The organism is Arthrobacter sp. ISL-30, assembly GCF_018613855.1.
Classification (GTDB): domain Bacteria; phylum Actinomycetota; class Actinomycetes; order Actinomycetales; family Micrococcaceae; genus Arthrobacter.
In genome coordinates, this window is sequence record NZ_JAGGPK010000029.1 from 40,386 (window position 1) to 62,770 (window position 22,385).

21 protein-coding genes are annotated in these 22,385 nt (G+C 64.0%); 3 read left to right on the forward strand and 18 right to left on the reverse strand.

All coding sequences use genetic code 11. From position 1 onward, the window contains the following. Positions 1 to 10: 10 nt before the first annotated feature. Positions 11 to 2,089 carry an ATP-dependent DNA helicase gene (locus J7E82_RS12030; RefSeq protein WP_214862887.1) on the reverse strand — a complete coding sequence of 693 codons (2,079 nt, stop codon included), beginning with the start codon at positions 2,087 to 2,089 and terminating at the stop codon, positions 11 to 13. Further along, positions 2,082 to 3,671, reverse strand: coding sequence for a GTPase HflX (gene hflX / locus J7E82_RS12035; protein WP_214862895.1), 1,590 nt, complete (start codon positions 3,669 to 3,671; stop codon positions 2,082 to 2,084). The genes J7E82_RS12030 and hflX overlap by 8 nt, the downstream gene beginning before the upstream one ends. A 440-nt stretch (positions 3,672 to 4,111) precedes the next feature. Here hflX and J7E82_RS12040 point away from each other — a divergent pair, with 440 nt between their 5' ends. Continuing rightward, entirely contained in the window at positions 4,112 to 4,726 is a 615-nt protein-coding gene (locus tag J7E82_RS12040) for a class I SAM-dependent methyltransferase (RefSeq protein WP_214862897.1), read from the forward strand. On the opposite strand, the gene dapF is transcribed toward J7E82_RS12040, so the two are convergent. The 6 genes from dapF to J7E82_RS12070 all read right to left on the reverse strand — a co-directional run bounded on the left by dapF (position 4,707) and on the right by J7E82_RS12070 (position 10,424). After that, a complete protein-coding gene (gene dapF / locus J7E82_RS12045) occupies positions 4,707 to 5,675 on the reverse strand; it encodes a diaminopimelate epimerase (RefSeq protein WP_214862905.1) in 969 nt (322 codons plus the stop codon). The two genes, J7E82_RS12040 and dapF, sit on opposite strands and share 20 nt — an antisense overlap. An 82-nt stretch (positions 5,676 to 5,757) precedes the next feature. After that, positions 5,758 to 6,672 (reverse strand): tRNA (adenosine(37)-N6)-dimethylallyltransferase MiaA, encoded by a 915-nt coding sequence (gene miaA / locus J7E82_RS12050; protein ID WP_308113787.1) that lies wholly within the window; start codon positions 6,670 to 6,672, stop codon positions 5,758 to 5,760. Between the two features lie 3 nt (positions 6,673 to 6,675). Then, positions 6,676 to 8,235 carry a tRNA (N6-isopentenyl adenosine(37)-C2)-methylthiotransferase MiaB gene (gene miaB, locus J7E82_RS12055; protein WP_214862907.1) on the reverse strand — a complete coding sequence of 520 codons (1,560 nt, stop codon included), beginning with the start codon at positions 8,233 to 8,235 and terminating at the stop codon, positions 6,676 to 6,678. Further along, a complete protein-coding gene (locus J7E82_RS12060; RefSeq protein WP_308113792.1) occupies positions 8,232 to 8,696 on the reverse strand; it encodes a regulatory protein RecX in 465 nt (154 codons plus the stop codon). Before J7E82_RS12060 ends, miaB begins: the two co-directional genes overlap by 4 nt. 154 nt (positions 8,697 to 8,850) lie before the next feature. Then, on the reverse strand, positions 8,851 to 9,900 hold the full coding sequence (gene recA / locus J7E82_RS12065) for a recombinase RecA (protein ID WP_214862911.1): 1,050 nt from the start codon (positions 9,898 to 9,900) through the stop codon (positions 8,851 to 8,853). Positions 9,901 to 10,190: 290 nt separating this feature from the next. Next, the gene (locus J7E82_RS12070) at positions 10,191 to 10,424 is read right to left on the reverse strand and encodes a DUF3046 domain-containing protein (RefSeq protein WP_214862913.1); all 234 of its coding nucleotides are present in this window, start codon (positions 10,422 to 10,424) and stop codon (positions 10,191 to 10,193) included. A 41-nt stretch (positions 10,425 to 10,465) separates the two neighbouring features. Here J7E82_RS12070 and J7E82_RS12075 point away from each other — a divergent pair, with 41 nt between their 5' ends. Next, complete coding sequence (locus J7E82_RS12075) at positions 10,466 to 11,002, forward strand: MarR family winged helix-turn-helix transcriptional regulator (RefSeq protein ID WP_251041803.1); 537 nt, start codon at positions 10,466 to 10,468, stop codon at positions 11,000 to 11,002. A 127-nt stretch (positions 11,003 to 11,129) separates the two neighbouring features. Here the strand turns inward: J7E82_RS12075 and J7E82_RS12080 are convergent, their stop codons facing one another. The 8 genes from J7E82_RS12080 to J7E82_RS12115 form a co-directional block, all read right to left on the reverse strand. Continuing rightward, positions 11,130 to 11,582: a helix-turn-helix domain-containing protein gene (locus tag J7E82_RS12080; protein ID WP_214862917.1), complete on the reverse strand. Its 453-nt coding sequence runs from the start codon at positions 11,580 to 11,582 to the stop codon at positions 11,130 to 11,132. A 136-nt stretch (positions 11,583 to 11,718) separates the two neighbouring features. Beyond that, the gene (locus J7E82_RS12085; RefSeq protein ID WP_214862919.1) at positions 11,719 to 12,216 is read right to left on the reverse strand and encodes a CinA family protein; all 498 of its coding nucleotides are present in this window, start codon (positions 12,214 to 12,216) and stop codon (positions 11,719 to 11,721) included. Beyond that, positions 12,213 to 12,806, reverse strand: coding sequence for a CDP-diacylglycerol--glycerol-3-phosphate 3-phosphatidyltransferase (gene pgsA, locus J7E82_RS12090; protein ID WP_214862921.1), 594 nt, complete (start codon positions 12,804 to 12,806; stop codon positions 12,213 to 12,215). Before pgsA ends, J7E82_RS12085 begins: the two co-directional genes overlap by 4 nt. A gap of 9 nt (positions 12,807 to 12,815) precedes the next feature. Beyond that, positions 12,816 to 15,719 (reverse strand): DNA translocase FtsK, encoded by a 2,904-nt coding sequence (locus tag J7E82_RS12095; protein ID WP_214862923.1) that lies wholly within the window; start codon positions 15,717 to 15,719, stop codon positions 12,816 to 12,818. Positions 15,720 to 15,870: 151 nt separating this feature from the next. Further along, positions 15,871 to 17,562: a ribonuclease J gene (locus J7E82_RS12100; RefSeq protein WP_214862925.1), complete on the reverse strand. Its 1,692-nt coding sequence runs from the start codon at positions 17,560 to 17,562 to the stop codon at positions 15,871 to 15,873. 26 nt (positions 17,563 to 17,588) lie between these two features. Continuing rightward, positions 17,589 to 18,500, reverse strand: coding sequence for a 4-hydroxy-tetrahydrodipicolinate synthase (dapA, locus tag J7E82_RS12105; protein ID WP_214862927.1), 912 nt, complete (start codon positions 18,498 to 18,500; stop codon positions 17,589 to 17,591). A 77-nt stretch (positions 18,501 to 18,577) separates the two neighbouring features. Next, positions 18,578 to 19,330, reverse strand: coding sequence for a carbon-nitrogen hydrolase family protein (locus J7E82_RS12110; protein ID WP_214862929.1), 753 nt, complete (start codon positions 19,328 to 19,330; stop codon positions 18,578 to 18,580). A 9-nt stretch (positions 19,331 to 19,339) separates the two neighbouring features. Further along, entirely contained in the window at positions 19,340 to 19,624 is a 285-nt protein-coding gene (locus J7E82_RS12115; protein WP_251041816.1) for a hypothetical protein, read from the reverse strand. Positions 19,625 to 19,836: 212 nt separating this feature from the next. Here J7E82_RS12115 and J7E82_RS12120 point away from each other — a divergent pair, with 212 nt between their 5' ends. Further along, a complete protein-coding gene (locus tag J7E82_RS12120; RefSeq protein ID WP_214862932.1) occupies positions 19,837 to 21,072 on the forward strand; it encodes a heparan-alpha-glucosaminide N-acetyltransferase domain-containing protein in 1,236 nt (411 codons plus the stop codon). Here J7E82_RS12120 and J7E82_RS12125 read toward each other — a convergent pair. Continuing rightward, complete coding sequence (locus J7E82_RS12125) at positions 21,048 to 21,536, reverse strand: hypothetical protein (RefSeq protein ID WP_214862935.1); 489 nt, start codon at positions 21,534 to 21,536, stop codon at positions 21,048 to 21,050. The two genes, J7E82_RS12120 and J7E82_RS12125, sit on opposite strands and share 25 nt — an antisense overlap. Before the next feature lie 5 nt (positions 21,537 to 21,541). Then, the gene (dapB, locus tag J7E82_RS12130) at positions 21,542 to 22,300 is read right to left on the reverse strand and encodes a 4-hydroxy-tetrahydrodipicolinate reductase (protein ID WP_214862937.1); all 759 of its coding nucleotides are present in this window, start codon (positions 22,298 to 22,300) and stop codon (positions 21,542 to 21,544) included. Positions 22,301 to 22,385: the final 85 nt, after the last annotated feature.

The window sequence follows — 22,385 nt, forward strand, 5'->3', positions numbered from 1 at the left end:
GCCCCTACTCTCAGTTCGAGTCCTGCCCGGCGGCCAGCCGCTCCAACGCGGACCGGACAATACCGCCGTCGGTGGTGGCCCAAAACGGCGGCAGCGCGGCCCGGAGGAAGCCGCCGTATCGTTCAGTGGAGAGCCGCGAGTCGAGCACCGCAACAACACCCTTGTCAGCCGTGGAGCGGATCAAACGACCGGCCCCCTGCGCAAGCCGAATGGCCGCATGGGTTGCTGACACAGTCATGAATCCATTGCCGCCGGACTGGGCAACAGCCCGAGAGCGGGCCGTCATGAGGGGGTCGTCGGGACGCGGGAAAGGTATCCGGTCGATCACTACAAGCCTGCAGGAGCCTCCCGGAACGTCCACGCCCTGCCACAGGGACATCGTCCCGAAAAGGCAGGTATTTGGTTCCTCGGCAAACTGACGGACCAGCGCGGCCATGGTGGACTCGCCCTGGCAGAGGATCCCTACGTCCAGGCGCTGCCTCATCTCCTCGGCGGCTTCCTCTGCTGCACGGCGGGAGGAAAACAGGCACAACGCCCCGCCATGTGAGGCGCGAATCAGGGATTCCAGCTCATTGAGCGCCTCCGGCGAGGTGCCGCGGCCAGGCTTCGGCAGGTGCCTGGCGACGTACAGCATGCCTTGCTTCCGATAGTCGAAGGGTGAACCGACGTCGACTCCGGTCCAGCTCGGTGCCCCCTCCCCGAGCAGCCCAAGGCCACCCGCTGCGGGCTCAAAGGCTGCACCGATAGCGAGGGTGGCGGACGTCAGCACCACGGTGTGGCCAGCGAAGAGCCCCTCCCTCAGCCTGGCCGCAACGCTGAGGGGTGCGACGTTCACCAGTACTGGCGCAGATTCTTCCGGCTGGGAGTAACCCTGCTGAGGATCGAAAGTACTGGCTCGCGAGAACCACACAACTTCCTGCTTCTCGCGGGAAGCGAGAAGCCGTTCACATAGCTCCAGGATCAGGAGGAGTCGCGAACGCGCCAACTGCCTCCCGCCGTCGGCCGCGTTTGAGGAGTCACCCTTCGAATCGGATAGGGCGGCGCGACAGGCGTCCCTTAACTGATCCACGCAATCAAGCTGTTCGTCGTTGAGTCCGTTCGGAAGCAGCCCGCCGGGCGCGCCGGCAAGCGCAAGTTCCAGGTTCGCCGCCGCCGCGTTCAGCGCATCAACGCTGATTGCCGTGTGCTTCCGCGCGCTGGAGGCCGCGGCATGGACCATGGCCACCGAGAGCTGGCCGGAGACGGCTCCCGTCACACGGTCCTGGAGCTCATGCGCTTCATCAACCACCACGACGTCATACTCCGGCAGGACGGCGAGCCCCTCAAACGCGCTGACGGCCAGCATGGCATGGTTGGTGACCACGACGTCGGCTTCCGCCGCATGTTGCCGGGCCCGCTCGCTGAAGCATTCCTCGGCCAGGGGACATTTCTGTGCACCGAGGCATTCCATTGACGTTACGGATACCTGCCGCCAGGCCCGATCGGTCACCCCCGGCATCAACTCGTCGCGGTCGCCCGTGTCGGTTTTCTCTGCCCACTCGCGGAGCCTGAGGACTTCCTTCCCAAGCTGGGATGAAGCTCCGCCCAGCGCCGCCGCGACGTGCGGCACACTGGTGTCCTCGCCCAGCGAGAACAACTGCCCCTCCGACGGTTCCTCGCTGGGAAAGCCTCCCTGCAGCTTGTGCAGGCACACGTAATTTGCCCGTCCCTTGACCAGGGCGACATCAACGGGCCTGTCCAGCGCCGGATTGATCGTCTCCAGCAGGCGCGGGAGGTCACGGCCCACAATCTGGGTCTGCAGGGCCAACGTGGCTGTCGAGACGAGAGTGGGTTTGTCGCTGTTCATCGAATGCGCGATCAGTGGAATCAGGTACGCCAGCGACTTTCCCGTGCCTGTTCCTGCCTGGACCAGCAGGTGGTTCCCGCTCTCAATGGCGCGAACCACCTGCTTGGTCATTTCGTGCTGTCCAACCCGGCTTTGGCCACCCATGCCGGCGACCGCTTTATCCAGGAGTTCGAGGGCGAACTTCTCCCCAGTTGTTTCGTCGCGGTCTCCGGCCCGCGCTCCAGGCGTCGCAGGCTCAGGCATTACGGATGAACGGCCCCAGTTCCGCTGCAAGACCTTCACGGACCTTGGCCACGACGCGTGTGCCGTGCTCCACATGCTCCAGGTTCAGGATTTCCGAATCCGAGTCATGCAGCTTGCTGATCAGGTCGCCGCGGTTGTAGGGAACCAGGACGTCAACGCGCACACCTGGCCGGGGAATGGCCTGACTGATGGCTTCCAGAAGTTCCGGTATGCCCTGGCCGGTGCGCGTGGAGACGACGGCGTGGCGCGGCTCCTTTTGCTTCAGCCGTTCCAGCACGAAGGGGTCGGCCACGTCGACCTTGTTCAGGACGATGATTTCCGGAATCTTCCGTGCATCAACTTCGCTGAAAACCGTTCGGACGGCTGCAATTTGGCCTTCCGGGTCCGGGTGTGACGCGTCGACTACGTGCAGGATGAGGTCTGCGTCTGCTACTTCCTCCAAGGTGGAGCGGAAGGCCTCCACGAGCTGTGTAGGCAGGGAGCGCACGAAGCCCACAGTGTCAGAGAGGGTATAGGCAATGCCATCAGGCGTCTCTGCTTTCCTCACGGTGGGATCGAGGGTGGCAAACAGTGCGTTTTCCACCAGGACGCCGGCGTCGGTCAGGCGATTGAGCAAAGAGGACTTGCCAGCGTTGGTGTAGCCGGCAATGGCGACTGAGGGAACCTCATTCCGACGGCGGTTGGCCCGCTTGGTATCACGGGCGGGCTTCATCCCGGCGATCTCCCGCCGGAGTTTGGCCATTCGCGTCCGAATGCGGCGGCGGTCCAGTTCGATCTTGGTTTCACCGGGACCGCGTGAACCCATGCCGGCGCCAGCTCCACCCACCTGGCCACCGGCCTGGCGGGACATGGACTCGCCCCAGCCGCGCAGCCTCGGGAGCAGGTATTCAAGCTGTGCCAGCTCAACCTGTGCCTTGCCCTCACGGCTCTTGGCGTGCTGCGCGAAGATGTCTAGGATCAGGGTGGTGCGGTCGACGACCTTGACCTTGACGATGTCCTCAAGCCCACGGCGCTGGGAAGGGGAAAGCTCGGTATCGACAACCACCGTGTCCGCCCCGGTGGAAAGTACGATGTCCTTGAGCTCCTGGGCCTTGCCGGAGCCAAGGAAGGTTCCGGGGTCTGGCTTAATGCGGCGCTGAACGATCCCGTCCAGAACCTCCGAGCCCGCAGTCTCGGCGAGGGCGGCCAGCTCACGAAGCGAATTTTCTGCGTCGGCCAGGGTTCCCTCGGTCCAGAGCCCGGCGAGGACCACACGCTCCAGGCGGAGTTGCCGATATTCGACTTCGGTAACGTCCTCAAGTTCGGTGGACAATCCAGCTACGCGGCGGAGGGCTCGACGTTCCTCGAGGTCCTGCTGCTCGCCGTCGTAGTCGCCGTGCTCCTCATCCAGGCTGGAAATTGCCTGGGCCCTGCCGAAAACACCCCTGGCTGCGCCGCCATTGGTGTCGTCGTCGCTGACGGCGCTACCATTTCCGGTCGGGGCCGTATCCTTCGAGAGAATCCGGTCGATGACAGCTTGGATCTCCTCGGGAGTGAGGTCCTGAGTCTCCGACTCAGCCCCGTTTTTCTTCTGAATGGTCATGGTCTCCTTCGAATGTTCAGCATATCCAGAATAGTGCCGATCGGTGCTTTGGGGTGAGGGATTCGCGCTGGGCTTAGCTTGATTGGTCAAAACCAGTCCTCCTGAAATGGGGGTTGCCCGGGGCAGGCCGTGGCTGCAGTCGGCCATAGCCGACGGGAACCGCGGGGCACCGGGAAAAGCGGGATGAAAGTCCTCGTGAGCAGTTCCGGAGTGCAGGGTCGCACCCGGAGGTCATAGCGGCGGAAAGGCTGCTTTGGCGGATTCGGACTGGACAGCCAAGGGAAGGCCCGGGTCCGGGGGTTTCAGCCAAAGGGCCTGCATCGCAGGCTTCTGCTACTCAAAGATCAAGAACATGCCTACAACCATAACATCGAGTGTCAACCGCCAGGTTCAGGCACGCGGTTTCACAAGCTGCGCGCGGCCAACTACGCTGGCAAATTATGGAGTCCGCACACTATTTCAGCGCACAGCCCGCCGGGCCCTTCAACCGCAAGCCGCTGACTGTTGATTTAGCTGGGGCCCAGCGACACCTTCGGACTTCTTCAGGCATTTTCAGCCCCGACGGAATCGACAAGGGTACGGCTGTGCTGCTTGCCGAGGTGCCGCCACCATCTCCGCAGGGCAACCTTCTGGATATCGGGTGCGGCTGGGGTCCCGTGGCGCTGACTATGGCCCTCATGGCCCCGCATGCCCACGTCTATGCGGTGGACGTCAATGAGCGTTGCATCACCCTGACCAACGAGAACGCTGCACTCCTGGGTCTTGGCAACGTGAGGGCGAGCCGGCCGGAGGAAGTGGATCCCGAGCTGCGCTTCGACACCATCTGGTCCAATCCGCCCATTCGCATCGGGAAGGACGAACTTCATTCGCTGCTGCTCACCTGGCTTCCCCGGCTGGCTCAGGGAGGAACTGCTCGGCTGGTTGTGCAAAAGAACCTCGGCTCGGATTCGCTTCAGCGCTGGCTGGCCGCCGAACTCGATGACACGTTTACCGTCTCGCGGGAAAGCACGTCCAAGTCCTTCCGGATCCTGAAGGTCAGGAAAGCGTCCCGCTAGCAACCATGACGGCGGGTCCGCTGAGTTCGACGTGTTCGTGACCGTCCACGCCAGGGAAGAACTTGACGCCCACAACGCCGCCGGGCACATGGACATTCCAGGCATCCGGTGCGCCCGCTCCAGCCCAATGGCGGATGGCGACGGCGGCCGCACAGGCGCCGGTTCCACAGGACTGCGTCTCCCCTACGCCCCGTTCATGGACACGCATGGTGATGGTTCCCACGCCGTCGTGGACCAGCGGTTCGGCAGGGACCACGAACTCGACGTTAGTGCCGTTGGCGGGCTTGGGGTCCACGGTGGGCGCTTTGAAGAGCTGGGTCGCCGCAAGCTCCGACAACTCGGCCAGCGCGACTACAGTGTGGGGATTTCCCATGCTGACAGAGATGGCAGGGCGGGCAACTTCGAGTCCGTCCGCACGCACCAGCGAATCCATGGCCTTGCTGGCAGCTTCTCCAGGGAAGATGAACTTCCACGGGCCCATGTCCACCGCGTAGCCGCCCGGGGTTCGGACGATCTTCTTGATGCCGCCGCGCGTGCCGATGGTGAGCGATTCGCCTTCACCCAGAGTTGCCAGTCCCTGTTCGATCAGGAACTGCACAAAGACGCGGACTCCGTTGCCGCACATTTCCGAGAGGGAGCCATCGCCGTTGCGATAGTCCATGAACCATTCGGCGGCAGGGTCGGCGTCGAGCAGTGCCTGGCCTTCGGGCAGGTAGCGGGAGGGCACGGCCCTGATGAGTCCGTCGCCGCCAATCCCCCGATGGCGGTCGCATAGCGCCGCGACCTGTTCCGGGGTAATAGCGTGCCGGTCCTCGGGATCGGCGATCAGCACGAAGTCATTGCCCGTTCCATGCCCCTTGGAGAAACGCAGTCCGCTCAGGGCGGAAAGGGGACCCGTCAGGTCCGCAGGTGCGGCCTGGGGGGAAGGAGCAGCGAGCGTTTCGTCCATGGATCTAGGCTACCGTCACGGCCACGAGGGCAGGAAATTCGGTTGCTGCCTTGCATCCAGCAGGATCCAGGCTCCCTTGGAACTAGCAGAGCGCGGCGGCCTTCTCAACGAGCTCAGGGTCCTGCCAGTCAAGCCAGTGGATGCGGGGGTCAGCCCTAAACCAGGTGAGCTGGCGACGCGCAAACTGCCGGGTAGCCACGATGGTTTCCTCCGCCGCCTGCGCCACCCCGATATCGCCGTCGAGCACTTTCAGGAACTGTGCGTAACCCAAAGCCCTGGATGCGGTCTTGCCCTTTCTGAGTCCTTGTTCGTCAAGGCGGCGGACTTCTTCCAGGAGGCCGGCGTCGACCATCCGATGGACCCTTTCGGCAAGGCGTTCCTTGAGCTGGGTGCGGTCCACGTCCAGGCCTATTTGGACGGCAGGCTGGAAGTACTCCCTTTTAGGCATGTAGGAACTGAAGGGCCGTCCCGTCAGCTCGAACACTTCCAGTGCCCGAATGACGCGACGGGCATCCGCAACCCTGGCAGCGGACTCGGGATCCACTGAATGCAGCCGCTCCCGCAGCACGCCAAGTCCAACGGTGGCGCAGGCCTCTTCAAGCCGTTTGCGCAGGACGGGATCGGTGCCGGGGAACTCAAGGACGTCAAGGGCCGCCCGAACATAGAGCCCGGAGCCGCCCACCATGATGGCGCGCTTGCCGCGACTGTGGATCTCCTCGATCACCGCCCGGCACTCGGACTGGAAGTCCGAGACACTGGCTTCCTCGGTCACATCCATCATGTCCAGCAGATGATGCGGAACTCCCCTGCGCTCGGCGAGGGTCACTTTTGCTGTTCCGATGTCCATCCCCCGATAGAACTGCATGGCGTCGGCGTTGATGACTTCACCATCAAGTTCCAGTGCCAGCCGCACTCCGAGGTCCGATTTTCCGGAACCGGTGGGCCCGACGACGGCGATCACCGGAGGCTGGATCCGGGCAGCCTCATCAGGGTTCACGGCCTAGCCGCGGCGGACGGGGAGGGAAGGCATGCCAAGGGAGACGCTCTTCTTCCCGGAAGCCTGTCCCGGAACTCCCTGGCCCGGCGCCGGGACGCCACAGGAATCAGCCTGGGCGCGGTCCCAGGCGTCCCCGGCACGTGAGCGGCGCAGGGCGTAATCGTCGGAGGTCGCGGGGTCTGCCACGAGGTGGAAAGCTCCGGCTTCCGTGATGGTTACGGTTACGAAGTCTCCGGGGCGCGGAGCATCGGCGCCTTCCGGAACCGAGAAGTGGACCAGGCGCTGATCCTGGGAGCGGCCGGAGAGGCGATGCGTCTCTTCGGCCTTGCGTCCGGACTGGGCAGTGACAAGTACTTCCACACGCCGGCCCAGCTGTTTCCTGTTTTCTTCGGCAGCGATACGGTCCTGCAGTGCAGTCAGCCTCTCGAAGCGCTCCTGAACAACGGCCTTGGGCAGCTGCTCCGGGAGTTCTGCAGCGGGTGTGCCGGGACGCTTGGAGTACTGGAAGGTAAAGGCGGTGGCGAAGCGGGATTTTTCCACGACATCGAGGGTTGCCTGGAAGTCCTCCTCCGTCTCTCCGGGGAAGCCTACGATGATGTCGGTCGAAATCGCTGCGTGTGGAATCTTCTCGCGGACCTTGTCCAGGATGCCTAGGAACTTAGTGGAGCGATAAGACCGCCTCATGTCCCGCAGCACCTTGTCCGAGCCCGACTGCAGCGGCATATGCAACTGGGGCATGACATTGGGGGTTTCGGCCATTGCCTCGATGACGTCGTCCGTGAAGGCGGCCGGGTGGGGGCTGGTGAAGCGTACCCGTTCCAGCTCGCGGATTTCGCCGCAGTCGCGCAGAAGTTTGGAGAATGCCTGCCGATCGCCGAACTCCACTCCGTAGGAGTTCACGTTCTGCCCCAACAACGTCACCTCAACGGCGCCGTCGTCCACCAGCGCCTGGATTTCGGCCAGGATGTCGCCGGGGCGGCGGTCCTTTTCCTTGCCCCTTAGGGACGGCACGATGCAGAACGTGCAGGTGTTATTGCACCCGACGGAAATGGAAACCCAGCCCGAGTACACGGAATCGCGCTTGGTGGGCAGGGTGGATGGAAAGACGTCCAGGGATTCCAGGATCTCGAGCTGCGCCTCACTGTTGTGCCGCGCCCGTTCAAGCAGGGCCGGCAGCGCTCCAACGTTGTGGGTGCCGAACACTGCATCCACCCACGGAGCCTTCTGCAGGATAGTGTCCCGGTCCTTCTGTGCCAGGCAGCCTCCCACTGCGATCTGCATCCGCGGGTTTGCCGCCTTGACCGGCGCCAGCTGTCCAAGGTTTCCGTAGAGTTTGTTGTCCGCGTTCTCCCGCACCGCGCACGTGTTGAACACCACGACGTCGGCCTGGCCGCCGTCAGCGGGCACGTAGCCGGCGGCTTCGAGGAGGCCGGCCATGCGCTCGGAGTCATGGACGTTCATCTGGCAGCCGAAAGTGCGCACCTGGTACGTACGCGGCTGCACCGACTGGGGCTCGGTGGATTCGACGGAGCCGGTGGAGGGGGAAGGAATGGTCAAACTCACTCGTTAAGGGTACCGGCTTCGCCCAACACTTCACCGACGATCCTGAAGGCCATGGAAGATGAATAGCCCTTGCGCGCCAGCATGGCGGCGAGGCGGCGCGCCTGCTTCTCCCGTTCCGCCCTGTCGGAGAGGTCCGTTCCGGGCCGAAGGCGACGCAGCACGAGTTCCCGTGCCGCGTCTTCCTCCTGATCATCGGAGACCTGCTGCAGCGCGGCCTCGGCGAGTTCAGTGTCAATACCCTTGTCTGACAGTTCCCGTCGCAGGGCGCCGCGTGCCAGCTTACGGGTCTGCACACGGCTCCGGACCCACATCTCGGCGAAGTCGGCGTCGTCAATCAGCTTGACGTCTTCGAACCGGTCCAGCACAGCCTCGGCAACATTGGCCGGGACATTCCGCTCCGCCAGCTTCCGGGCCAGCTGATGGCGGCTCTTGGGCGAATTGGTCAGTTGCCGCAGCACAATGGCCCGTGCCGCGGACTCCGGGTCCGGTTCAGGATCCTGTTCGAGGTTCGGGGAAACGCCTGGGGCGACAGCCGAAGCGGGGTCCGGGCCGTCCGAGCGAGTCTCCTCCTCCGTCCAGCGCCCCCGGTCGCCGCGTCTTCCGTAAGTCCTGGTCCTAGCCGTCAACGGCCTTCAGTTTCGGTGTGGCCTCATTCTCGGCAGCCGGCTTGGCTCCGACGCCCAGCTTCTCCTTGATGAGGCGTTCCAGCTCCTGAGCCAGCTCCGGGTTGTCCCGCAGGAAGCGCCGAGAGTTCTCCATGCCCTGGCCGAGCTGATCGCCGTCATAAGTGAACCAGGAGCCGGACTTCTTGATGATGCCGTGCTCCACGCCCATGTCGATAATGCCGCCCTCGCGGGAGATGCCCTGGCCGTAGATGATGTCGAACTCAGCCACCTTGAAAGGCGGAGCCATCTTGTTCTTGACGATCTTCGCCTTGGTTCGGTTGCCGACCGAGTCGGCCCCTTCCTTGAGGGTCTGGATCCGGCGGACGTCGATGCGGACGGAGGCATAGAACTTCAGCGCCTTACCGCCGGTGGTGGTTTCAGGGGAACCGAAGAAGACACCGATCTTTTCACGCAGCTGGTTAATAAAAATCGCGGTGGTTTTGGTCTGGCTCAAGCGGCCGGTGATCTTACGAAGGGCCTGGCTCATGAGCCGGGCCTGCAGACCCACATGGCTGTCACCCATTTCGCCCTCGATTTCCGCGCGCGGCACGAGGGCTGCCACGGAGTCGATGACGATGATGTCCAGTGAGCCGGAACCAACCAGCATGTCCATGATCTCGAGCGCCTGCTCACCGGTGTCCGGCTGCGAGACCAGCAGGGCGTCCGTGTCCACGCCAAGCTTTGCGGCATAGTCCGGGTCCAGGGCGTGTTCGGCGTCAATGAAAGCCGCAATTCCGCCATTGCGCTGGGCGTTGGCAACTGCGTGCAGGGCGACTGTGGTCTTACCGGATGATTCGGGTCCATAGATCTCTACGACTCGTCCGCGAGGGAGTCCCCCAATGCCCAGCGCCACGTCTAGCGCGATGGATCCGGTGGGAATAACCTCGATGGGCGCGCGGGTGTCATCCCCCAGGCGCATGATGGAGCCCTTGCCGAACTGCTTGTCGATTTGGGCAAGCGCTGCTTCCAGCGCCTTCTCACGGTCCGGATTTGCCGCCATGGTTCACACCTCTGATGCTTTCTCGCTGTGGAGCGGCCTGATGGGCCGCTTCCTGTCATTCCTGACGCTACTGCCGTCCTGCGACAATTTTCGCGGACATCTGGCGCTATGTGGATAAACAGTGCGCGTGGATGGCTCCGGAACCGTCCGTCAGGATCAATTTTCCTCTGCTAGGAGCATAGCCTCATCCGAACAAGTATTCGAACAGCATGCCGGGCGTGTCAGGAAAACTTGGGCGCGCTGCAGGAACGGCGTCTGGAACAGCCCAAGGAAGCTTCTCAGGCGCCCACTCAGGCGCGTCTGTTCTCAGCGGGCTTGATGTCGCGGCCAAGCCGCCTGGACTCCGGGACGTCCTGCACATCGCAGATGGCCAGCCAGACGTCGCGCGGATTGACGCCGGCGGCGAGGGCCTCGTCGGCCGTCCGCCCTCTGACTCCGGCGAGCACGAGTGAGCTACTGAGGACGCGGGAATATCCCGTCCCGAACTCATCGTCCATGAGCCGCCAGAAGTCACTGATTCGCATCAATAGAGTCTCTCACGACACGGAACTCTAGAATGGTTGCCATGAGCAATACTCCTGGCGAAGCGCAGGAACCTGCGGGCGCGGGCGACAGCGTGGACGGTGCACTGCAGTTGGTCGAACACCAGCTCAGTATTTTTTGGCGGAGGGCAAGGGCTGTGTCCCACCAGCTCTCGCGGCAGGTCCATCCCGACATGGAGCCTGCCGCCTATGGCCTGTTGACCATCATCCGTAAGGAAGGACCCATCAGGCTCACCGACCTGGCCACGTGCATTGGCGTGGGCAAGCCCTCCGTCAGCCGCCAGATCGCCTTCCTCGAAAGCATCGGGCTGGTCTACAAAGAAGCGGACCCCCTGGACGGGCGCGCCCAGTCGATCCGGCTGACGCCCCAAGGCGAGGAAAAGATGCACCAAGTCCAGGACGCGAGGCGCCAGGTCTTCCGTGAACGCCTCGGTGAATGGCCGCTCGAGGAGATCCAGACGCTGGCCGAGTACATGGCCAAGCTCAACGCCGCATACGAGAGCGTGGGATTGGCGCGGGAGCAATTTAGCGGCAAGGACCACTTCAGCAAGGACGACTGACTCGCAGTAGTTGTCGTTAAAGCGGGTTTTTGCGACAACAACTGCGGGTCAGTTGGGAGACTTTCCATCGAGCAAAAGCAGGAGCCCCCGGGTAACCGAGGGCTCCTGCTGTTTGAGGTATGGGGGACTATCGGGCGGCGGAGAGCATTCCGGTGGTCAGGTCGTCGCCCAGGTCGGCGGCGATGACGCGATCGAGATCGCGACCGTAGCGTTGTGCGAATTCCTGCGGAACGGTGTCCGGGACGGCCACGCCTTCAGCCACTGCCACGCGGTCGCTGACCTCGCGGAGCATGCTTGAAAGGGGAACGTCAAGGGCTGAGCAGATCGAAGACAGCAACTCCGAGGAAGCTTCCTTCTGGCCGCGCTCCACTTCACTCAGGTAGCCGAGCGAAACGCGGGCACTGTGCGAAACTTCACGAAGGGTACGGCCCTGACGCTGGCGGACATCGCGCAGAACATCACCAATCTCGTGACGTAATACAACCATTTTGCGCTCCCTCTGTTCGCTCTTTGCCTGATCGGCCAAGCCCACATCCTTCCAGCGGACAACGCCGTTAACGGATACGGGCTGCTTTACCATCTGTATCGCCTTGCTCCCTTTCAGTCCGGTCCACTAAGGGGTGAACCGATTGGTTCTCTACATCCTAGGCGCCTCGATCGATCCGAAGCGACACAATGTAACAACTATTAGGCATCGGTTTTTGTTCCCTGCAACTTTACGCGCGGTAGGAAAGGCTGTCGAGGGCCTCGAGGAGGCGCTGCAGGGCGGCCTCGCATGACTGTTGCCGGACCTGCGCACGGTCTCCTCGAAAGGTGTAGGCAAACGACGTCGCACCCCTGGGCGTGGCTATCCCGACATAGACCGTTCCCACGGGCTTCCCGTCATGCGGCTCAGGACCGGCGACGCCAGTCGTGGCAACACCGACGTCGGCCCGGCAGGCGTTGCGGGCCCCTGCCGCCATCGCCTCAGCAACACCCGCGTGGACCGAGCCCACAGTGTCCAGGAGGGACTGCGGCACTCCAAGAACGTCGGCCTTGACGAAATTCTGGTAGGCCACAACGCCGCCCTGCAGCATTCCCGAGGCTCCGGGTGTGTCCGCAAGCGATGCCGCAACCAGTCCTGCCGTGAGGGACTCGGCCGTCGCGACGGTTAGTCCCCGTTCGATGGCGAGGGCTACGACGGCGGCGGCGGCCTCAGGGATGCCCTGGCTCATTTCCGCCTGCCCGCCGCCCGGAGCCGAAGCGCCTGGATGACGTACTGCACGCCCGTCCAGACCGTGATGACCGCGGCAGCAACCATGACCCAGAAGGCCACGACCGACAGCCATGGCGCAAACGACATCAGCGGCAGCAGGAAGAAGAAGATCGCCACCGTTTGCACCAGCGTCTTGATCTTGCCGCCGCGGGAGGCCGGGATCACTCCGTAGCGGATGACGAAGAAGCGCAGGGCCGTGATGCCCCACTCCCGCACGAGGATGACGATGGTGATCCACCACGGCAGCTCCCCCATCGCGGAGAGGACTACCAGGGCCGAGCCGATCAGCAGTTTGTCCGCGATGGGATCGGCAATCTTGCCGAAGTCCGTGATGAGTCCTCGCGCCCGGGCGATGTCGCCGTCGAGCTTGTCTGTGTAGATCGCGACGGCGAACGTGGCAACGGCCGCCCAGCGCCAGCCGCCATGGGTACCCGCGTCCTCGAGGAGGAACCAGATAAAGAACGGCACAAGGGCGATGCGGAGCATCGTCAGGATGTTGGGAAGGTTCCAGACGGTGGATCCGGCTTTGCCGGCGTTGGTGCTAGTCACTAGCTAAGATTACCGGCCTGTGAGCGACCAGGCGTCTTCGCCGTCGTCGTCCTCGCCCGAGGAACCGTCGGCGCCGTCGTAGTAGTCCACCGCCTGGGTCCGCGCTTCCAGGTCATTCGCCACGAGGTCCTCGGCGTAACCGCCGACGGCGACATTCGCGTTGGCGTTATCGCTGAGGGCAGCGGTGTGGGCGTCGGGGGACGACGGCGATTCCTGGCCTTTCATGGCGGCGAGGACTGTGGCGAGGTCGTCCGGTTTGACGAGCACATCGCGGGCCTTGGAGCCTTCGGACGGTCCAACCACGCCTCGGGACTCGAGGAGGTCCATGAGCCTCCCGGCCTTCGCAAAGCCGACGCGGAGCTTTCGCTGCAGCATCGACGTCGAGCCGAACTGCGTGGTGACCACGAGTTCGGTGGCTTGCAGCAGGACCTCGAGGTCGTCTCCGATGTCGTCGTCGATCTGCTTCTTGGGCGCATCGGCGGCGACGTCTTCCCGGTAAACGGCCTGCAGCTGACCCTTGACGTGCTCCACCACCTTGTGGATTTCCGATTCCGTGACCCAGGCGCCCTGCACGCGCATGGCCTTGGAAGCACCCATCGGCAGGAAGAGCGCATCACCCTGGCCGATGAGCTTCTCGGCGCCGGGCTGGTCCAACACCACTCGGGAGTCCGTTACAGAGGAGGTGGCGAAGGCCATTCGCGAGGGCACATTCGCCTTGATCAGGCCGGTGACGACGTCAACGGACGGCCGCTGCGTCGCCAGGACGAGGTGGATGCCGGCGGCACGGGCCAACTGGGTGATACGCACAATCGAATCTTCGACGTCCCGCGGCGCAACCATCATGAGGTCCGCGAGCTCGTCCACGATCACCAGCAGGTAGGGGTAGGGCTTGATGACGCGCTTGGAGTCCGGCGGCGGCTGGACCTTTCCGGCGCGGACGGCTTTGTTGAAATCGTCGACGTGCTTGTAGCCGTAGTTGGCGAGGTCGTCGTAGCGGGCATCCATTTCCCGGACCACCCACTGAAGCGCCTCGGCGGCCTTCTTGGGATTGGTGATGATGGGCGTTATCAGGTGGGGAACGCCCTCATATGCGGTCAATTCCACGCGTTTGGGGTCCACCATGACCATGCGGACCTCATCGGGAGTGGCCCTCATGAGGATGGAGGTGATCATGGAGTTCACGAAGCTGGACTTACCCGCACCGGTGGCACCGGCCACCAGCAGGTGAGGCATCTTCGCGAGGTTCGCGACGACGTACCCGCCTTCAACGTCCTTTCCGACGCCCATCACCATGGGGTGGTCCGTGCGGCGCGCGTTCTGGCTGCGAAGGACGTCGCCCAGGGACACCGTTTCACGGTCCGTGTTGGGGATTTCGATGCCAATGGCGGACTTCCCCGGAATGGGGCTGAGGATCCTGACGTCGCTTGAGGCAACGGCGTAGGAGATGTTCTTGGACAGCGCCGTGACGCGTTCCACCTTGGTGCCCGGTGAGAGCTCGATCTCGTAGCGGGTGACGGTGGGGCCGCGGCTGAAGCCGGTCACGGCGGCGTCGACATTGAACTGCTGGAGCGTGTCCGTCAGGGCGGCGACGACGGCGTCGTTGGCTTCCGTGCGTTCCTTCGGGATGGATCCGGGGGTCAGGTAGTCCGACGCCGGGAGGGTGTAGGTGACGTCGCCGGCGAGGGACAGCTGCTCCGTCCGCTGTGGGATGGGAGTGGGCGGCGGCGCCGGGGCGACCGGCGTCGACGGCACTGGCGGGACTGCCCCGGCCGGCGACGCGATGCCCGCGGCAGCCATGCCGGACGTGACCAGCGGAATAGCCTCGGTGGCGTTGTCCGCGCCGGCCGCGGAACTCGCAGTGGCCAGCCCTTGGGCGGCTTTGATCTTCTCGACGGCGATTTCCGCCTGGGTGGGACGGCGCACGCCCGGAGGCACGGCGGGACCGGCCTTGCCGGCGGCGCTGTCGTCGTCGTCCACGATTGCGTGCTCGAAGGCCTCGTCGCCCACGTAACCCTCGAGGCCGGGGTCGACATCTTCGTCCTTGCCGAAGAGGCGCATGCGCTTCTTCTTCCTGGGCTTCTCCGGCGCATTGTTCTCATAGAGGTAGCTGCGGTCGTGTCCGTCGTCGCCCGAACGCTCATCCATAAGGTCGATGCCCATGAGGTGCTCATACGCCCCGCGAATCCTTCGCGGAATGGCGCCGAAGGGGGTAGCCGTGACGATGAGAAGCGAGACGAAGGCCAGGGCGCTGTAGGCGATGAGCGGCACCGCCGGGTGGAGCGCGGCCAGGGGCGCAGAGGCCAGGAACCCCAGCATTCCGCCCGCCTGGCGGAGGCCGGCAAAACCATCGGCGACGGTAGGTTCTCCCCCGATGACGTGGGCGAGGCCGCAGCCTGCGAAGGTCATGATCAGGAAGCCGATGCCCACGCGGTTGTTCCCTCGGCCGTCGTGCGGTTGCCGGAACAGGCGGAAGGCGCAGACAAAGAGCATGAGCGGGAGTAGGAGGGCCATCCAGCCGAACGTGCCGTTGACGATTCCGTACACGATGTCCGGGAACCAGCCTTTGAATCCCCACCATGCAAAGGTGGCGATGAAGACGCCTAGGGCCAGGTTGAACAGTGCGGCTCCGTCGCGGCGGTCCGCGGGATCAAGGTCACTGACGTCATGGCCGATCCGCCGGACTCCTGCGCCGACCAGATGTCCTATGGCCTGCCAGGCGCCGCTGAGGATTCGAAGAGGCCAGGGTTGCGGAGCATCAACAGCAGGTAGTTGCCGGGTGCGGGCGGTGCCGCGTCGTGCGTTGGAGGCGGTGCCGCGTGCCTTGGAGGCCGCCGTGCCCGAGGCCCGGCCCCTGGAGCCACCCGTCTTGCCGCTGGAATTCCCTCTAGGCGCGGAGGAAGTACGTGTCGCCATAGCTGCCACGCTACCCGACGCCGGCCGGATAGCCGCGGATTTGCAGGCTCACAGATGTCATGTTGTCCCTCACAGGGAACTGCCCGATGAAAGCGGAACGCCGGCCCGATTCCAGAGAATCGGGCCGGCGTTGGACTGGAGCCGGGGCTTGTCAGGCTTCCAGGACGACCGGGATGATCATCGGACGGCGCCGCAGCTTGCGGTTGACCCAGGTCCCGATAATGCGTCGCACTACTTGCTGCAGTTGATGGTTGGTGTGGTCGGTGTGGTTGAGCACGGCATCTTCCAGGGCGCTGTTGATCTTCGGGATGATCTCATCGAACACGGAATCATCTTCCGCGACCCCGCGCGCATGGATCTCGGGACCGGAGACGATCTTGCCGGTAGTGCGATTGATGACCGTGATGACGGAGATGAACCCCTCGTCGCCGAGGATACGGCGGTCCTTGAGGTCGGCGTCGGTGATTTCGCCGACGCTTGATCCGTCAACGTACACGAAGCCCACTTCGACCTGGCCGACTAGCTCGGCCTTGTGGTCCCTCAGGTCGATGACGCTGCCGTTGTCGCCTTGGATGACACGGTCTGCAGAGATTCCGGACTCAATCGCCAGCTTTCCATTGGCAATGAGGTGCCGGGTCTCGCCGTGGACAGGCATGGCATTGAGCGGCTTGAGGATGTTGTAGCAGTACAACAGTTCGCCCGCTGCCGCGTGACCGGAAACATGGACCTTGGCGTTGCCCTTGTGGACGACGTCGGCTCCGAGCTTGAGCAGGCCGTTGATGACCCGGAAAACTGCGTTCTCGTTACCTGGGATCAGGCTCGAAGCGAGGATCACGGTGTCGCCCTCGCCGACGAGGACCCGGTGGTCGCCGGCGGCCATGCGCGAGAGTGCGGCCATGGGCTCGCCCTGGGAACCTGTAGACATGAGCACCACGCGGTGGTCAGGCAATTCCTCGATGTTCTTGATGTCCACCAGGATTCCCGGCGGGACGTCCAGGTATCCGAGCTTGGCGGCGATGGCCATGTTCCGGACCATCGACCGTCCCACGAAGGCGACGCTGCGGCCATGGGCCGCGGCGGCGTCGAGGACCTGCTGGACGCGGTGCACGTGCGAGGAAAAGGATGCGACGATGATGCGTTTCCTGGCCTGCCCAAACACGCGGTCGAGGGTGGGGCCAATTTCCTTCTCAGCCGTGGTGAAGCCGGGAACGTCGGCATTGGTGGAGTCTGCCATGAACAGGTCCACTCCTTCTTCGCCAAGCCGGGCAAAGTGGCGCAGGTCCGTGATCCGGCCGTCCAGGGGCAGCTGATCCATCTTGAAGTCGCCGGTATGCAGGACAGTGCCGCCCGCAGTGCGGATGAACACTGCCAAGGCGTCAGGAATGGAGTGGTTAACGGCCACGAACTCGCATTCGAACGGACCGAACTGTTCCACCTGCCCCTCTGTGACAGTGAGGGTGTACGGCTTGATGCGGTGCTCCTGGAGCTTCGCTTCAACCAGGGCAAGCGTCAGCTGGGAACCCACCAGCGGCAGGTCGGGGCGCAGCCGGAGGAGGTACGGCACTGCGCCGATGTGGTCCTCGTGTCCATGGGTCAGGACGATGGCGACGACGTCGTCCAACCGGTCCTCGATGTATGAGAAATCGGGCAGGATGAGATCAACGCCAGGCTGGGTCTCCTCAGGGAAGAGGACACCGCAGTCCACGACGAGCAGCTTGCCGTCGATCTCGAAGACGGCCATGTTGCGGCCGATCTCCCCCAGCCCTCCTAACGGCACGATCCGAAGGGTGCCTTTGGGCAGTTTCGGCGGAGTGACAAGTCCGGCAAGGGCGGTTTGGGTCATAGTGCGCTACTTTCCGGCGGATCCTTCTAGACAGTGAAGTCCATTCCGGCTTCCGCCAAGTCCTCGCGGATGGTTGCGATCTCGGCGTCGTCCGGCTCCACGAGGGGCAAACGGACAACCGAGTTGGGCAGGACTCCCTGCCATTTAAGAATCTGCTTGGCCGCGACGGCACCCTGGACACGGGTCATGGTGGCGCGGACTACCGGCTCCAGTTCGAAGTTGATCTTGCGGGCCGTTCCGAGGTCATTGGCATTGACGGCGTCGATGAGTCCGCGGAAACTGCGGGTTGCCACATGTGTGGTGACGCCTACCAGCCCGACCGCGCCGAGGGCCATCCACTGCAACGTCAGTCCGTCGTCGCCCGAATAGAACAGGAGATCGGTTTCGGCCATGACACGCGTGGCGGCGGCGAAATCTGCCTTGGCGTCCTTCACCGCGACAATGTTCGGGTGGTCAGCCAGGCGGATCATGGTTTCGGGGGCGATCTGGATGGAGGAGCGGCCCGGAATGTCGTACAGCATTACGGGGACGTCGGTGGACGAGGCGATCGTCTCGAAGTGCGCCCGGACGCCGGCCTGGCTGGGCTTGTTGTAGTAGGGGGTGACAATCAACAGGCCGTCAACGCCGAGTTCCGCGGCCCGCTGGGAAAGGTGCACCGAATGCGCGGTGTCGTTGGTTCCGGTTCCGGCGATGATTGCCGCACGGCCGCCGACGGCTTCCTTTACGGCGCGGAACATCCCGAGGTTTTCCTCATCGGTGAGGGTGGACGTCTCACCGGTAGTGCCGGTGACCACCAGGCCGTCACAGCCGTCATCCACCAGTTTGCTCGCCAGCTCCGCCGCCTGCTTATAGTCCACTTTGCCGTCCGTCGTGAACGGCGTGACCATCGCGGTCAGGAGCGTGCCAAAAGCAGGATTGTTCGAGGGAGTGTCAGCCATAGGAAAAACGTTACCTTGTCACCTGCTTGTTAGGACAATGGCAAGCGGGTGATTGTCGTCAAATTTGCGTCGCTTGGCTAGTTCCTTACTGACAGTTCCGCCACCACCATTCCCCGTCCGGTTCCGCCTACCCTGGCGATCCTTCGCCCATTCGGATCCCAGATTCCGCTGAGCCCGCAGGACCGGCCGAGCGTAGTGTCACCGGCGAGGTTCGCGAGAATGCTGTACATGGCATGGTCCATGGATCGCCCTGCCAAATGGAGCTCGAGCCGCTGCTCCTGGCCTTCGACGTACAGCGCCGACACAGCGTAGACGTCCGCACCGAGCCTGGCCGCTTCCACGGCATGGGCGGGGTGGGCGGCATCTGAGCATATGGCGAAGGCTATCTTCCATCCGTGGAGCTTCAGAAGCGCCGGCCCGTCGCCTGCCACGAAGAGCTCCTTTTCCTGTCCGTGCAGGTGCGTTTTATACACCGGTGTGACGTGCCCATCCGGATGAACGGCCAGGGAGGCAAGGCGTGGATTGCCTTGCGGATCGCGCCAGGGGGCACCGACGACGGCAGTGATGCCTGTGCGTCGGCAGATTTCGTGCAGGTCCGTGAGCCGGGCGTCCTCCGCCGACAGCCACTCGCCTGGCCCCTCGAGAAGCCGCAGGTCATAGCCGGTCAAGGAGAGTTCGGGAAACAGGACCAGTGATGCGCCGTGGGAGTCGGCGTCCTCGATGCACCGGACATGCTCGACGGCATTGGCAGCCACACCGCCGTCAAGCGCGTTGTACTGAACGGCTGCAACTGTCAGGACGGGGGCGACATACGGCTGGAGGGCGATCATCAAGCCATACTATGCAGGCCTGCCCCCGGGGAGGCGCCCCGGCGAACAGTACAGCTCAACGGCCGCTTCCCGCAGCCTTCCGGCCCACTCCTCCAGGCGCTGCGCAGCTCGAACATACTCAAACAGCTCCAGCGGCGTCAGTGCCTCGAGCTCCGTCTCCCCCAGCCGCCTGGCAAGTTCGGCCCCCGGCGGCTCCTCAGCCAGCGCGGGGCCCTCCCGCTGCCACTCGATATCTTCAGCAGGCTTGCCGGCCACCAACTGCCGGAAGAGATAATCCACCACCCCGGGACTCATCGCCTTCATAGGTCCATGCATGCCCGCCGGTGTTTGCTGCGGCGTACGAACGTGGGCCGCGCGAACATGCGCCGCGTAAACAGCTGGCGGTATGTGTCCTGATCCATTCTCCATCCCTTCATAATATTCGAACACATATTCGAAGACAACAGCAGGACAACAGGAGGACAGGAGCACAGCATGCCCACAGCTATCTGTGAGAACATCGGCTCATGACCTCCCCCGGCACGGCAGCAACCCGCCGATCCCCTGCCCTGCGTGAAGGCTCACAAAGGCTGACAGGCATCGATGCCGCACGGGGACTCGCACTACTGGGCATGATGGCAACCCACCTCATGGCAACGTTTGGGAGGGACCTCCTACTGACGCCCACCTGGGTGGGCCTTGCGTTTTCGGGAAGGGCAGCGGCGTTATTCGCCGTCCTGGCTGGCGTAGGACTAGCGTTGTCGACCGGACGGGAACAGCCGCGGACCGGCCCGGAGCTTTCGGCGGCCCGCAGGGGCATCGCGGCGAGAGCCCTCGTGATCGCGCTTGTGGGCCTGCTGCTGGGCGGCCTGGAAGTGAACATTGCCGTTATCCTGGTCCACTACGCTGTGCTGTTCCTCTGTGTGCTGCCGTTCATCGGCATTGGTGTTCGGGCGCTGTGCGCATGGGCGGCAGGCTGGGTGCTGCTTTCGCCCCTCCTGGCCTACCTCGTGCGTCCCTGGCTCCTCGAAACAGGAACGCCCCTGCGCCTGGGGCACAACCCGAACCTTGAGGATTTCCAGACTCCCGGAAAACTAGTGGCGGACCTGTTCTTCACTGGCTATTACCCGGTTTTCCAGTGGTTGTCGTATTTGCTGATTGGCCTGGTGATCGGCAGGCTCGCCCTGACGGCGTCGGCCGTGCAGCTCATCCTCCTGGCCGGCGGGATGGTTGTAGCCGCTGGCGCCAAAATCCTTGGCACGCTGGCCCTCGATGAGTGGGGAGGCAGGGAGGCGCTTCATGCCATCCAGGAAGATCCCTCATTTCCGCTGGACAGCCTGCTGCAGGTCAACCTGACAGGCGTCGAGCAGTCCGGATCGGGGTGGTGGCTTGCAACCAGCGCGCCGCACTCTGGCACCACACTGGACCTGCTTCACACGTCAGGAGTCGCCGCCGCCGTCATTGGGCTGTGCCTGCTGATCGCGCGGCTAGGCGAATGGCTCAACCTGAACCTGCTGCTGCCGTTCAGCGGACCGGGCGCCATGACCCTGTCCCTGTATTCGGCCCATGTCTGGCTGGTGGCTGCGATGTACGGGCAGCCCCTGCCGATCGGCTGGACTGAGGAAGGAATGTACCTCGCCCAGGCCCTGCCTGCAGTCGGAATTGGCATCCTGTTCGCCGTCCTGGGCTGGCGAGGTCCTCTAGAACAGCTGGCGCACTCTGCGTCGCAGCTTGCCCGCTACCGGCGCGTCGGCGTCGGCTGAGAGCGGAACAGGCGAACGGCGTCACGCATTGAGGCCCGGGCACGCTTACGGTCCCCGGAAGCGTCGTAGGCGCAGCTGAGGCGGAACCAGCTTCTCCAGTCTTCGGGGGCTGCCTCGGCTTCAATCCGGTATTTGTCGAATTCGGCGTCGGCGGCTTCCCGAACGATGCGGCCGCCGGGCGTGCGCGGCAGGGTATCCTCCGGCAGGCCCCCCTCGGCCTCCAGGACTTTGGCCATTTGCTCGGTCCGGGCGCCGAACAGCAGCTCCCGGATGAGCGCCCATGCGCCGATGACGGGCAGGACGAGGTAGGCGGCGCCGATGGCCTTGGCCACCGGCTCGGGGTCGCCGAGAAGCAGCACCGAACGCTGGAAGGACACCACAAGGTACAGCACCAGGAGCAGCGTCACAGCGCCCACCCAGATTTTGGTCCGGTTCTTTTTCAGGCCGGTCCAGAATTTTCCCATGGCCGTCAGATCCCGAGGTCCAGGTAGCCGTCGAGTCCGACGGTGAGGCCGGGGTGTGAGGCGACGTTTCGCAGGCCCAGCAGGACGCCGGGCATGAAGGAGGCGCGGTCGAAGGAGTCGTGCCGGAAGGTCAACTGCTCTCCGGGACCGCCCAAGAGGACCTCTTGGTGGGCCACAAGGCCGCGAAGGCGCACGCTGTGCACCCGAACGCCGTCGACGTCGCAGCCTCGAGCCCCGGCAAGGGACTTTTCCGTGGCGTCCGGGCTTGCGGGCATGCCCGCCTCCTGCCGTACGGCTGAAATCAGCTGCGCCGTCCGTACTGCCGTGCCCGAGGGAGCGTCCACCTTGCTGGGGTGGTGCAGTTCGATGATCTCGACCGATTCAAAGTACTTGGAGGCCTTGGCGGCGAAGGCGGAGGCGAGAACCGACCCCAGGGCGAAGTTGGGGGCGATGAGGACTCCGGTACCGGGGTTTGCGGCGAGGGTGGCCTCCAGCGAGGAGAGGCGTGCTGCATCCCAGCCCGTAGTGCCCACTACCGAGTGGATGCCATGTTCGACGGCGAACCGGACGTTGTCTTCAGTGCTGTCCGGAACAGTAAGGTCAACAATGTAGCGGGCGCCGGCGTCGAGGAGTCCTTCAAGGGAATCGCCGCGGCCAAGGGCGGCCACAAGCTTCATGTCTGCGGCAGCTTCCACAGCCTTGACGGCCTCGCTTCCCATGCGCCCGTTGGCGCCCAGCACTGCCACTGCAAGTTGTTCGGTCATGCCGTTAACCCTACCGCCGGGCCGGACCCGGGCCGGAACCGGGTCATCGGATGACGGCACCAGGACGAAAGTCACGGATGACGCG

Coding starts and splice junctions, on each gene's coding strand:
- J7E82_RS12115 (WP_251041816.1), bottom strand. CDS start 19,624: ATGAGTCCCGGGGTGGTGGATTATCTCTTCCGGCAGTTGGTGGCCGGC.
- J7E82_RS12040 (WP_214862897.1), top strand. CDS start 4,112: ATGGAGTCCGCACACTATTTCAGCGCACAGCCCGCCGGGCCCTTCAAC.
- J7E82_RS12080 (WP_214862917.1), bottom strand. CDS start 11,582: ATGGTAAAGCAGCCCGTATCCGTTAACGGCGTTGTCCGCTGGAAGGAT.
- recA (WP_214862911.1), bottom strand. CDS start 9,900: ATGGCGGCAAATCCGGACCGTGAGAAGGCGCTGGAAGCAGCGCTTGCC.
- dapF (WP_214862905.1), bottom strand. CDS start 5,675: ATGGACGAAACGCTCGCTGCTCCTTCCCCCCAGGCCGCACCTGCGGAC.
- J7E82_RS12030 (WP_214862887.1), bottom strand. CDS start 2,089: ATGCCTGAGCCTGCGACGCCTGGAGCGCGGGCCGGAGACCGCGACGAA.
- J7E82_RS12095 (WP_214862923.1), bottom strand. CDS start 15,719: ATGGCGACACGTACTTCCTCCGCGCCTAGAGGGAATTCCAGCGGCAAG.
- J7E82_RS12075 (WP_251041803.1), top strand. CDS start 10,466: ATGAGCAATACTCCTGGCGAAGCGCAGGAACCTGCGGGCGCGGGCGAC.
- dapB (WP_214862937.1), bottom strand. CDS start 22,300: ATGACCGAACAACTTGCAGTGGCAGTGCTGGGCGCCAACGGGCGCATG.
- J7E82_RS12085 (WP_214862919.1), bottom strand. CDS start 12,216: ATGAGCCAGGGCATCCCTGAGGCCGCCGCCGCCGTCGTAGCCCTCGCC.
- J7E82_RS12120 (WP_214862932.1), top strand. CDS start 19,837: ATGACCTCCCCCGGCACGGCAGCAACCCGCCGATCCCCTGCCCTGCGT.
- dapA (WP_214862927.1), bottom strand. CDS start 18,500: ATGGCTGACACTCCCTCGAACAATCCTGCTTTTGGCACGCTCCTGACC.
- hflX (WP_214862895.1), bottom strand. CDS start 3,671: ATGACCATTCAGAAGAAAAACGGGGCTGAGTCGGAGACTCAGGACCTC.
- J7E82_RS12125 (WP_214862935.1), bottom strand. CDS start 21,536: ATGGGAAAATTCTGGACCGGCCTGAAAAAGAACCGGACCAAAATCTGG.
- J7E82_RS12070 (WP_214862913.1), bottom strand. CDS start 10,424: ATGCGAATCAGTGACTTCTGGCGGCTCATGGACGATGAGTTCGGGACG.
- J7E82_RS12110 (WP_214862929.1), bottom strand. CDS start 19,330: ATGATCGCCCTCCAGCCGTATGTCGCCCCCGTCCTGACAGTTGCAGCC.
- J7E82_RS12100 (WP_214862925.1), bottom strand. CDS start 17,562: ATGACCCAAACCGCCCTTGCCGGACTTGTCACTCCGCCGAAACTGCCC.